Origin of the sequence: Acidovorax sp. HMWF018 (genome assembly GCF_003061035.1) — a bacterium.
In the GTDB taxonomy this organism is placed as follows: Bacteria; Pseudomonadota; Gammaproteobacteria; order Burkholderiales; family Burkholderiaceae_C; genus Acidovorax; species Acidovorax delafieldii.
Genome location: NZ_QAIM01000235.1, coordinates 1 through 10,465 on the forward strand (window position 1 = coordinate 1; position 10,465 = coordinate 10,465).

Genomic DNA, 10,465 nt, shown 5'->3' on the forward strand with positions numbered 1-10,465 from the left:
GCTCGGTGCATTCGAAGCCGAGTTGCTCACCTGCCTTAGAGAACGGCTGGCAGGGGAAGCCAGCCGTCAGTACGTCGTGGTCTGGGACGTCCTGCGGATTGACAAGGGTTATGTCGCCCTCCGGACGCAGTTTGAAGTTTTCCTCGTAGAGGTCCCGAAGGTGCTCCTTCCATTCGGCAGCTAAGACACACCGGCCGCCCAGGCGGTCAAGCGCAAGGTGGAAGCCGCCAAGGCCTGCGAACAGGTCGATGAAGCGAAAGGTTTGCATCTTCGTTGTGTCTGTCATGTTTTTTTTGTAGCAAGCGTCTTATAGCTAACGCGGTACACCGCACCAACGAAGAACATGTTGGTCGCGCGTCAATTTACCCCACGGATCTGGTTTTTTATACAGTAATTCAACGCCTATGGCAACCGTCTTCCCGCATTGTGGGATTTATCCGGTGGTGGCGTATTGAACAAGGACAAGCCCCTCCGCTCTGCCCAAGCCGCCGAAAAGCGGTAGAACGAGGCTACATTTGAACACGACTGGATCCTCGTTAAACACACTTACACGACACCAACGCGGATCGCGTACGACTATCTAGGAGCCATAGAAGGCGGCTCGGCAGCAGAACAAGGGCTGGCGAGACCCGCTGCATGGGCGGCGTTCAAACATTGGTGTGGCCAAATGTGAGGTCGAAATTCAGAAAAACATATTTCTATTAAAATATCGTCTTTCGCAATGGTCACAATTTTGGTTATCATATCAAATATGATATATAATTGAGTGACGTGCGCGAACTTTTTTGTAAAAATATGATCTTTTCACCGCTTTATAATAGTTTTAGTGCGTTTTGAACAAATCTTTGAAGAGTTAGAATATTTTGAGTATGGCTGCCAAGGGCCTGAACTTTCTGCTCAGTTGAATTTAGATCACCTCGCTGCACCAGTTTTGTATTCTGCCATGATCCGATCCACGGATTAGCGGTCGACAACGAACCTGATTTGGGTCTCGAGAATATGAATTGAGGTGGGCACCGAATAGAAAAACTAGTGCGCTTCAATCCGGAGCAACATATGATCCAGGACCCGATCTCAGGCAGCGCGGAAGGGGATGCCACCAGACTTGACCCGTGCGGTCACAAAAGAGCAGCCTATGGCACAGGAAATGCAGCCTTCCGCCACCATCACGTGGGGCACCTGCTACATCGCATCGGGATGGCTCTGCCCCGCTTATTGCATGGTCAAGACTTGATTCGGGAAAGTCGCGCTATCGAGCAGATGTGCTGGCGCGAACTTGAATATGAAAACCAGCCAATTTTCGATGGCGTATTGCCGGATTTTTTGTTGATTAATAGGGCCGGCAGACCCGTCCATTTTTCGATCCCGACAGACCCGGTAATCCTTGCCGCTCGGATGGCTGCGTTGAAGCCATCACCACTGCCCGCGCTGTCACGCGTTGGCACAAATCTCGAGGGGTTAGCACGGCTGCTCGACTTCACTGCATTCGAGTTCCAGTGGCTGCTTTGGTCCTACTGTGTCCGGTGCTTTGGTAGCGCGATCTTGCCAGTAGTTCCTTTGCGCGACGAACTGCATGGCTGTGAGGTACTGGCGCTGTTGGCCGACATGCCTGTGGGTGCGGTTCAAGATGCCGTGGAATCCCGCCGGTTGCACACCTTGGGCTTGTTGCATGGCGGTGACACCGATACTGCGATGCCATCCGTGGTCAGTGGCTGGCTGTTGGCCACAGAGCAATTTGCAGACTGGATCGAGCAGCCATACGCCTCGGACTCTGATCTGCTTATCGCGCTCTGCCAAGCGCAAGTTTCGTTGACGCCCTCTCGCTGAGGCCCTGTCTCTCTCCGGCTGTTGTCCTGCAGCCGCACTGATTTCTCTCATCCGCGTTTTCTATCCGGTACCTGTTTGCGGAGGACTACGCACGCCCGTTTGCATTCACCGTTTTGTTTTTTCCCTACCTATGGAGCCTCCCATGACCACTACACCCGAATTCACATCAAGTCTGGCGTCATCTTCACCTACCATCGCCACCATCGTTTACTCCAGCAGCGCCAAGTTTCCACTGGGCCAAATCGTCGCCACGCCAGGCGCTTTGGAACTGCTGCAAGAAACTGGCTTCAGCGCGGTAGCCCTGGTTAGCCGTCATGTGCATGGCGATTGGGGCGATCTGTGCGACGAAGACCGTTCAGAAAACGGCTTCGCAGTCGCCCGCCGTTTGCGGATTCTGAGTTGCTATCGGCTTGTCGATGCGGAGCGACTGGCTGCAACGCCCAGAGACGAGCGTTCGTCACTGCCAACGCTCTGGATCATCACCGAAGCCGACCGCAGCGTCACTACGCTACTTCGTCCGGATGAGTATTGATATGCCCAAAGCCGTCTCATCCAAGCGCGCTGAGCCGTCTTACACGTTTCAGCGCATCCATGCGGCGCTGCAGACCGGCCATGCGCTCACCGTTCAACAGAAGCGCGAAGAGCCGGTGCCGGTATTCATGCAGCAGTCGGTATTGGACGCATCTTGCGGGACCCACATGCTCGCGATGCTGTTGGTCACCCTTGGACTTGCAAAGGCCTCGGCGCTGCACGACATGTCGCGGCGTAAGCATGGTGTGGCAGCCGCAGTTTGGACCGCAATGTCCCCGTACTACTTCACCGGAATCAACCCAAAAGATTGGACGGATGAAGTAAATCGCCTCGGACTGCCACTCGAACTCACCGCTCGCTACTGCATTGAGCACGATGTAGATGCCCCCGCCGTCAAATGGCTCATGCAAGGCGATCTGGTTGCCATTGCATTTGCCTCTGTGAAGCATCACCGCACCAAGCACTGGGCTCTCGCGGTAGGTGTGGAGGGTTTGGTGTTCGGTCAACGCCACTTTCCGCAGCGCATCCTACTCTTGGATAGTGGTGCAACGGAGCCGGGTTTCCACGCGTTCAATGCGCGGCTGCGACTGCCAGACGCCGGTCCCGGTAGCCGCCGAGCCAGGGCTGCATGGCACAAAGAGCCCAAGCAGAAGCTGATCATTTGGATGCACGAATCAGAGTCTTGGCAACCCGAGGCGGTTCGGTTGCTTGCCGCTGTACGTGTGCGTCTCAAGCGATGAGATGAGTAGACCCCTGCTTCTACTTCCCTCGCTTCTTCGCGGGAGCTGGCTTCTCGGGATATGCCTGGTTTGCGCGACGCATTTCCCCGGTCTCAGAGGCTGGCGGCAGCGTTGCAGTGACGCCCGCAAAGAGTTGCTCAAGGGTGACGCCGAGACAGTGGCTGAGGGTCGCAAGCGTCAATAGGGAGGGGTTAATTCTGCCGTTCTCCAGCTTGGAGATGCGCGACCGCTCAACTTCAGCCTCGTGAGCCAAATCCTCTTGCGATTTCTGCGCAGCGATTCGGTACTTGTGCAGGTTCTTGCCAAGCGCGAGCGTCACTGCCGTGGGCAACTGCACCACACGCGGCGATAGCTGCTTTTCCTTGGCGGGCTCCCTGGCTTTCATGGCCCGAGAGAGTCATCCAATGTGCACACAGATGACACGTCGTATACAACACAATGCGATACGATTTGAGTCGTTTAAAACACAAAATTGAGTGGAGTGAGGGCGATGAAGTGGAGATCGACATTTTTAGTAGCCGCGCTTGCCGCTGTCTCGACACAGGCCTTCGCAGCGCCATTGAAAGACCTCAGCAATGGTCAGACGGGCCGTTTTGAGTACGAGTCCATAACACCTCCAAACCGGCATCTCTACGCAAGGCAACTGCTTGCTGGAACCACTGTTGCGACGATCCCTGCTGAATTGCTGACGCCCAAGGACATTGCCAAAGACGCCAAAGTGCCTGCCGTGGTGCTCAGCCACGGAAGCGGCGGTGTCGAGAGTAATCTCTATGACGTGTGGGCCAAGGAGTTGAATGCCGCAGGCTATGCTGTGCTGATCGCCGACAGCTACAAGCCTCGGGGCGTGCTGGAGACCAATTCCAACCAAGAGCTGGTCCCGTACCCCGCCCACGTGGCCGACACCATGAACGCATTGCGGATGCTGGTGACCCATCCACAGATTGATGCGGCGCGCATCTTCAATATCGGCTTTTCACGGGGCGGTAGCGCTGCGTTTGATACGGCTTGGCCCACGTGGTCAGACCCAGTCAACACCAGCACGGTGAAGTTCGCGGGGCATGTGGTGTTCTATCCCGGTAACTGCAATATCCGTTACCGCTCTGATGACCGCGAAAAAGCGACTGCGCCCATTTTGGTTTTGCTGGCCGACCGTGAGTTGGAAGAAGCCCAGGACGTGGCAGTGTGCCGCCGCTGGTATGACGAACTGATCGCTAAGGGCAACAACATCCGCTACAAGGAGTTCAAGGGCGCGCGCCATGCCTTCGACACTTTGAACTTCACGTATCGCGTCAATCCGCGCACCACTAGCGCCAAGAACTGCGACATGGAGTTGTATATGACCATGAAGGCCGGTAGCGGCCTGGGCAACAACGTGTACGACTTCAAGAAAAAGCGGTCTATGGCGACTGGCGCGGAGTTCGGGCTGGCTGTCAACGAGTGCCAAGCGATGGTGCCGGGATCGCGCGGCGGGGGTGACGCGAAAGCGATCCAAGCCGAGGCGGTGCGGGACACGCTGGAGTTTCTGAAAGGTATCCAATGAGGAAGCGCGTAGCCAAAAACTCCCTGCGGTTGATGGCGGCTGCGGCCCTAGTTTTCTGCGCTCAGGCCATAGCGCAAGTCACGCCGGTGGCTGATGGCGGCGCCGCAGCGCCCGACGAATGGCTGCTGGCCAAGACCGGCCCGCGCTGGTTCCAGATCACGCAGCCCAGCCCGAATCTCAGCACGCTCAACACCCGCGCGCCATCGGTTGGAGAAAAGCCCCTCGTGGATCGCGCTCGCGCCCTCGTCGGCCAACGACCCGCCAAGGCCTTTGCGCTGATGGACGGCAACACCATCGTGTATTCCGCGTTCAACGCCCCGGCCGACTCCGAATCCCTGTTCTTCGGCATGTCCATGGGCAAGACGGTCACGGCCATGGCGGTGGGGCAAGCCATCTGTGCGGGCAAGCTCACACTGCAGTCCAAGACCGGTGACGTGCTGCCGGAACTGCAGGGCAAAGCGCTGGGCAATGCCACGGTGCACGATCTGCTGCGCATGGCATCGGGTGCGTCAGAGCAAAACGGCGACAGCACCATCTGGACGCCAGAGCAGACCAAGGACTGGAACCAGGGCCTGCTGAACCTTGCAGAGTTGATTGCGACGGATCGCATTGCCAAGGCTGCGCGCGGCGCATTCTCGGAATACAAGCCCGGGGAGGCATTCGCGTACAAATCCACCGACCCCATGACGCTCGGCCTCATGGTCAGCCGCGCAACCGGCATGCCGCTAAGCCAGTGGATTCAAGAGCAGGTGCTCAACCCGATGGGCGCCGCACATCCGGGGCTGTACTCACAGGACCGTGCCAAGAACGGACTGGGAGACTCCGGCATGCGGCTGCGCATGGAGGACTGGATGCGCTTCGCTGTCTGGGTTAAAGAATCGTCAAAGAAGTCGGACTGCTTTGGCGAATTCGTGAAGGCTGCGATGGCCAAGCAGATAGGCAACGACCGCAACCCTGCGGCGCGCAAACACGGCCGGATGTTCGGCGGCTACGGCTACCTGATGTGGACGGAAAACACGACGGCACCGGGCACCGCATGGGCCACTGGTTGGGGTGGTCAGCGCATCGGCTGGAACTACGGTAACGACCGGATAGTGGTGGTGTTCTCCAGCAGAGAGGCGTGGATACCGGAGGTTTATGAGTTGGCGCGAGACTGGGGAAAAGCGGCTCACTGAAATACCAAGAGCAATGGTACTGAGCTTCGGCAAGATAAAGTTATGCAGCAATTCCGGTGACTGAAGCGGTGGTAACGAGCACCAGTAACAGCACAGAGGTTCAACTGCCAGGGTCCACCGGAACGGCACTGCGACCATGATTGAAATTGCCTGCAGTGCCTCCCTTCGTCAGTAGCTCTTGAACACACGATGCTGAGGTGCAGGGCGGAGCCAAGCTGCCTCATTCTGAGTTTTGACCGCCCACGCACTGCGCGCCACGGGGTCATACATAAAGCCGTTTTCCACGGCCCACTGAGGTGGCTCGACTATCGACGCTGGGTTGGTGAGATCGGACCATTTGATCGTGTCTTCGGCCAAAGGGCGCACAGACAGGTCAATGCCGTACAGGGCGAGAATTTTCTTGCGGCGACGGTAGTAGGTTGCCACGCTGGCGCAGAACTTCATAGGGTCGCGACCGTCGAGCCAGAGCGCGATAAGAGCTCGATGCTCGGGGCTCGCATCCTCCAAAAGCAGTTCACGCTGGTCGAGGGGCGGTATGTCTTGCAGAGGTATCTTTTGAACCGCGTTGATGTGCAGTTCACGGGCCGAGCCCGGCAGCCAGAGCGAGCCCCGGTTGAGCGGGCAAATCTTGCTGTTCAGGCTGCGCTTGTGACGGGTCTCGATGCGCACAACGTGGGCAAGGTACTCTCCCATCATCTGGTCGAAATCCATGCCGATTCCGATGCGTTGGAAGTCGGCTGGCATGTTGCCCATCAGCGCGAATTTATGCCGACAGAGGCGATCCAAAAAGTAGTTGTATTTGTCGTAAATCGCCACGCTGAGGTCGCGTGAATCAGGCCACAAACGGATGCCGATGCCTTTCTCCATGGGCACAGCTTTTAGCGAAGAATCTGCATGACGACGGATGTTGTCGCAGAGCTTCGGAATTAAGCCTCGCGGGAGTCGATAGTGCTCAGCAACATGGACCTCGTGAACGTCGTATTCACCGCTCGAAAGTGCTGCAAAAACAGATGCCGGGCAGTCGATTCCCAAAGTCTGAAACACCAGTAAGACCGATGCTTTGACCACAGCTTGGAAGTCGTTGGAGCCCATGCCGTTGTGGCCCTGAATCCACTTAGCCGGTGATCCGCTGAAACGCATGCGCGGCTGTTCCCCACGGGTCTCCACCTCTGCAGTGAAATCTGGGGCGCCACTGGCGGAGCGTACTTTGACTTCGGTGAGCGAGTGTGTTTCGGCTCCACTGGGCTGAAGAGTAGTGACAGATTTGCCAATTTTTGGAAAGTCGTCACCGTCGATGGTTATGTTGATGAAGTCGATCATGGTGATGTGTGCATGATGGTCTGCAGTTCTTCATTACCGAGTAGTACAGACCACCTATCCAATAGTGATAGTGATCTCCATAGCTCTACTTAGCGAGCGGCACCGTGCGCGGCTGCGCAGATATGGCCGCGCAGGGGTGTGCAACGGTGCATTCGCTAGTGGATGCACGTGTGCATCACTTCGGATTCAGCCAGCGACCGACGGTGGTTCGGTCAATGCCCAGTTCCTTGGCAATGGCGACCTGAGACATGCCTTTAGCCTTCATCGCCTGGGCTTTGTCGATGCGCGGGTCTTGATGCATGCCCATCTTGTGGTGCCATGTCAGTTCACCCTGTTCACCTTGACTAAGCGTCGCCGCGATGGGCTGGACCTCAGTGTTTGCCAGGTGGCGGGACTTCTCCCAGACCAGGTTGAAGCGCAGGGCTCCATCACCGGCAACGTCGTCCACCGGCTTGAGGGCCACCGACCAGTCCAGGGCATCCTCATGGCTGCTGCTGCCACGCTGCTTGCCCGTCTTGCCGGTGTGGTGGATCACGATCACCGTGCGGCCAGCGCGTTTGTGGCCGAGCATCCAGCGCATCATGGGCGCCCAGGCTTCAGCGGTTTCGCGGCCGTCACCGCTCCAAGCGGAGTAGTTGTCGATGAAGATCACGTCCCAGTCCGTGCCGATCATTGCGTCGATGGCGCGCTGGCCTTCGGGCGTGTTGATCGACGGCAGCAGATCGGTGAAGGCTTCGGGAGTAAAGAGCTTCAAGTTGTCGGGAGGGTCCACATTGAAGCAGAGGCACAGAGACAAGATGCGTTGGCGCAGGGTGAAGAGGTCCATCTCGCCATCGAGGTAGATGACGCGGCGTGCACGACGCGCTTTGCGGCCCAGAAAAGTGATGCAGGCACTGATGCAGATGGCGAGGCTCAACGCCACCCAGGTCTTGCCGCGACCGCGCGGGCCAAACAGCATGCCGGTCTGGTTGGATTGGATGAGACGGCCCCAGTGGTTCTTGCGGCGTGGTACTTCGAGGTGAATGAACTCGGCGGCTGAGATCAAATGCATTTCGCTGCGAGGGCGAAACAGCCCGTCGTCGCTTGGCTCCGGCATTGGCGTGCGGGGGCGCGCCACCTTCGCTGATTGAGAGGTAGTTTTCATGATTGGTTGGAAGACACGGCTGCAGCCGCAGCCGTGAAAATTGAGATGTGCTCGGTATTTACAGCGATGGTGTTGCTTCGTGAGAAACCGCCAGTGCGGGCTGAGCAACGCGCGGGCTGCAGGTGATATGGACCTCGCGGGTGATCTTGCCCTCGCGCTTACCGCAAGTGCCGGTGACTACGATCTCTTGGTCGTTGTCGGTGACGTGGCGGTACGTGTTTGCCTGTGCGTTCAGGTACGTCGCGCCCTTCAACTTGCCGCGCGTGCACGTGGAAAGGATGGTCTCGGAATACTGAGCACCAAACTTGTCCAGAAGGAACGCTGGCGTGAGATAGCAGCGGCTCAGTGCAGCCTTCGCTTCGGCTGTGATGTAGACGTGTGCGAGATCGAAGATTTGGATGTAGAGGAGGAACTCAGGCTGGTCGATTGAGAGCTTCGAGCGCTTATGAATTGACAAGGTCTTGTCTGCAATCAGCGCTTGAAGGTCAACCTGTTCCAGGAGATCGGCAACCGTTCCGTCAGAGAGTTCGGCATCTGTGGCCACGGCCGCCTGCTGCGTTTCCAAGACCTGGGCTTGAGGGGATACAGAAGAAATGGGCATGAATAGTCCTTTGCCACCAGCCGAAGCTGAGACAATTTCAGTAAAAAGTGAGGGAGGTGTGCTGCCTAAAAGGCGGTGAGCAGGGACGATCACCGGGACGAGGACATGATCGGCCTGCGAAGAGCGCTAGTAGATTGCGCCGCGCTACTGCAGCGCCTTGCGTTGCTCGGTCTTGGCATCGCGCTCGGCGATGCGCTGCTCAAGCCAAGCTTCAACCTCGTCAGCTACGAAGCCCACACAGCGAGCGCCGATCTTGATGGGTTTGACAAAGAGATTCTCGGCAACCATGTTGTCGAGGGTGCCGGGGCTAATGTCGAGCATTTCGCATACCGCTGCCTTGCGGTGGATGCGGCGGTTTTTATGTCTGGCTTTAGCTGCAGTCGGGCCAAAAATCACGCTGCCAATGTCTGGGTTCATTTACGCTCCTTTGCGAGAAATTGAACCCCGATGATGAATTTCCCCCCTCAATCCGGAAAGTGCTCTGCTTAGCTGAATGCCAACTATTTGCTGGTTTCTTTTGCGACGCCAGCCAGCCACTTTCGTACGGTCCCCGCCTCGGGCAGTTTTTCAGGGGACTTCCCCTCGCGTTCAAGCACTGTGTTTTCAGCGATCTTCTTGTCCAACCAATGATCCGCGAACGCGGACGCCGATCTCTTGCTCGTGTCTGTGTGCCACGCTTGTCGAGCCTGAGCTTTGAGATAGTCGTACCCGCTGGCTTTGACCCTCCCACCTTTGCTTGTCTGACTGTGGTGCAGGAGCTTCGATTTTCCGGTGAGCATCACCATTGCAATGAGTTCTGCTGACGGAGGATGCAGTCGCAGATGAGCAAGGAGGTCTTCAATCTCTCCGGTGTCACAGAGGCTCCACAACTCGTTTGCGGCGCCCTCGTTTTCCAGAAGCTTCAAGATTGTTGGTCGAGCGCTGGCTATCGTACGAAAGCGAACGAGATAGTCAGAAAAATCGGTTGGAAGCACGAAGGTGCGTTCAGCGAGGGCACTGTCCGCCGACTCGGCCATGCGCCGATGATCTTGCCCGTCTAGAGTTGGCTTAGGCTTTCTCTTCACTTTTGTTCTCGCCTTCCTCGACGGTTTGTGCCAGATATGCTGCCCACTCGTCCATCAGCTTGCGCCGCTTTTCAACCATATCGGATCGGTGGTAGGCCCGGACTGTGGCGTCGCCGACTACATGGGAAAGGGCCACTTCGAGCATTTCGTGCTCGTAGTGCGCAATGTCCGCCCCCCAGGTCCGAAAGCTTGCGCGGAAACCGTGCACGGTGAAGTCATAGCCCATCCGCCGCAGCAACTGCGTGAAGGTCATGTCGCTCAGCGCGTGACCTTGGAGGTTCTTGAAGATCAAGCCGGAAGGCTGTGCATCGGAATTTCTGAGCTTCGCGGCCGCTTGAAGGACTCGCACTGCCGCATCTGACAGCGGAACCGTGTGCTCACGTCCTGCTTTCATCCGCTCTTTTGGGATGGTCCAGCAGCGTGCATCTAGGGCAACGCTGATTAAGGTCCACCATTGAGAGGGGTCAAACGTTATCCGCAGATGAAGCAGCAGACCTTGGCAATGGCCGCAGATCAAGACAAC

At 57.2% G+C, this 10,465-nt stretch carries 13 protein-coding genes; 5 read left to right on the forward strand and 8 right to left on the reverse strand.

Annotation, left to right across the window (positions count from 1 at the left end; all coding sequences use genetic code 11):
* Positions 1-268 (reverse strand): DNA (cytosine-5-)-methyltransferase (gene dcm, locus DBR23_RS08325; RefSeq protein ID WP_146191282.1); only part of this gene is annotated, 268 nt, incomplete at its 3' end.
* Between the two features lie 788 nt (positions 269-1,056).
* On the opposite strand from dcm, the gene DBR23_RS08330 reads away from it, so the two are divergent.
* The 3 genes from DBR23_RS08330 to DBR23_RS08340 all read left to right on the forward strand — a co-directional run bounded on the left by DBR23_RS08330 (position 1,057) and on the right by DBR23_RS08340 (position 3,098).
* Positions 1,057-1,827 (forward strand): hypothetical protein, encoded by a 771-nt coding sequence (locus DBR23_RS08330; protein ID WP_146191283.1) that lies wholly within the window; start codon positions 1,057-1,059, stop codon positions 1,825-1,827.
* Positions 1,828-1,969: 142 nt separating this feature from the next.
* Positions 1,970-2,359: a type I restriction endonuclease subunit M gene (locus DBR23_RS08335; RefSeq protein ID WP_233250340.1), complete on the forward strand. Its 390-nt coding sequence runs from the start codon at positions 1,970-1,972 to the stop codon at positions 2,357-2,359.
* 1 nt (position 2,360) lies between these two features.
* Positions 2,361-3,098 (forward strand): hypothetical protein, encoded by a 738-nt coding sequence (locus tag DBR23_RS08340; protein WP_233250341.1) that lies wholly within the window; start codon positions 2,361-2,363, stop codon positions 3,096-3,098.
* A 19-nt stretch (positions 3,099-3,117) separates the two neighbouring features.
* On the opposite strand, the gene DBR23_RS08345 is transcribed toward DBR23_RS08340, so the two are convergent.
* The gene (locus tag DBR23_RS08345) at positions 3,118-3,483 is read right to left on the reverse strand and encodes a helix-turn-helix domain-containing protein (protein ID WP_108497920.1); all 366 of its coding nucleotides are present in this window, start codon (positions 3,481-3,483) and stop codon (positions 3,118-3,120) included.
* Between the two features lie 105 nt (positions 3,484-3,588).
* On the opposite strand from DBR23_RS08345, the gene DBR23_RS08350 reads away from it, so the two are divergent.
* Together DBR23_RS08350 and DBR23_RS08355 are read left to right on the forward strand one after the other, a co-directional pair.
* Positions 3,589-4,638 (forward strand): dienelactone hydrolase family protein, encoded by a 1,050-nt coding sequence (locus DBR23_RS08350; protein WP_108497921.1) that lies wholly within the window; start codon positions 3,589-3,591, stop codon positions 4,636-4,638.
* Positions 4,635-5,813 (forward strand): serine hydrolase, encoded by a 1,179-nt coding sequence (locus DBR23_RS08355; RefSeq protein ID WP_108497922.1) that lies wholly within the window; start codon positions 4,635-4,637, stop codon positions 5,811-5,813. Before DBR23_RS08350 ends, DBR23_RS08355 begins: the two co-directional genes overlap by 4 nt.
* Before the next feature lie 168 nt (positions 5,814-5,981).
* Here DBR23_RS08355 and DBR23_RS08360 read toward each other — a convergent pair whose 3' ends face one another.
* From DBR23_RS08360 to DBR23_RS08390, 6 genes are all read right to left on the reverse strand, one after another.
* Complete coding sequence (locus DBR23_RS08360) at positions 5,982-7,133, reverse strand: phage/plasmid replication protein, II/X family (RefSeq protein WP_108497923.1); 1,152 nt, start codon at positions 7,131-7,133, stop codon at positions 5,982-5,984.
* A 175-nt stretch (positions 7,134-7,308) separates the two neighbouring features.
* Entirely contained in the window at positions 7,309-8,385 is a 1,077-nt protein-coding gene (locus tag DBR23_RS08365) for an AAA family ATPase (RefSeq protein ID WP_146191284.1), read from the reverse strand.
* The gene (locus DBR23_RS08370) at positions 8,336-8,878 is read right to left on the reverse strand and encodes a hypothetical protein (RefSeq protein ID WP_108497924.1); all 543 of its coding nucleotides are present in this window, start codon (positions 8,876-8,878) and stop codon (positions 8,336-8,338) included. Before DBR23_RS08370 ends, DBR23_RS08365 begins: the two co-directional genes overlap by 50 nt.
* Before the next feature lie 144 nt (positions 8,879-9,022).
* Positions 9,023-9,295, reverse strand: a complete 273-nt coding sequence (locus DBR23_RS08375; RefSeq protein ID WP_108497925.1) for an AlpA family transcriptional regulator — start codon at positions 9,293-9,295, stop codon at positions 9,023-9,025.
* An 83-nt stretch (positions 9,296-9,378) separates the two neighbouring features.
* Positions 9,379-9,894, reverse strand: coding sequence for a hypothetical protein (locus DBR23_RS29240; protein WP_146191285.1), 516 nt, complete (start codon positions 9,892-9,894; stop codon positions 9,379-9,381).
* A 31-nt stretch (positions 9,895-9,925) separates the two neighbouring features.
* Positions 9,926-10,465 (reverse strand): tyrosine-type recombinase/integrase (locus DBR23_RS08390; RefSeq protein WP_146191286.1); only part of this gene is annotated, 540 nt, incomplete at its 5' end.

Coding starts and splice junctions, on each gene's coding strand:
- DBR23_RS29240 (WP_146191285.1), bottom strand. CDS start 9,894: ATGGCCGAGTCGGCGGACAGTGCCCTCGCTGAACGCACCTTCGTGCTT.
- DBR23_RS08350 (WP_108497921.1), top strand. CDS start 3,589: ATGAAGTGGAGATCGACATTTTTAGTAGCCGCGCTTGCCGCTGTCTCG.
- DBR23_RS08345 (WP_108497920.1), bottom strand. CDS start 3,483: ATGAAAGCCAGGGAGCCCGCCAAGGAAAAGCAGCTATCGCCGCGTGTG.
- DBR23_RS08335 (WP_233250340.1), top strand. CDS start 1,970: ATGACCACTACACCCGAATTCACATCAAGTCTGGCGTCATCTTCACCT.
- DBR23_RS08375 (WP_108497925.1), bottom strand. CDS start 9,295: ATGAACCCAGACATTGGCAGCGTGATTTTTGGCCCGACTGCAGCTAAA.
- DBR23_RS08370 (WP_108497924.1), bottom strand. CDS start 8,878: ATGCCCATTTCTTCTGTATCCCCTCAAGCCCAGGTCTTGGAAACGCAG.
- DBR23_RS08340 (WP_233250341.1), top strand. CDS start 2,361: ATGCCCAAAGCCGTCTCATCCAAGCGCGCTGAGCCGTCTTACACGTTT.
- DBR23_RS08360 (WP_108497923.1), bottom strand. CDS start 7,133: ATGATCGACTTCATCAACATAACCATCGACGGTGACGACTTTCCAAAA.
- DBR23_RS08355 (WP_108497922.1), top strand. CDS start 4,635: ATGAGGAAGCGCGTAGCCAAAAACTCCCTGCGGTTGATGGCGGCTGCG.
- DBR23_RS08330 (WP_146191283.1), top strand. CDS start 1,057: ATGATCCAGGACCCGATCTCAGGCAGCGCGGAAGGGGATGCCACCAGA.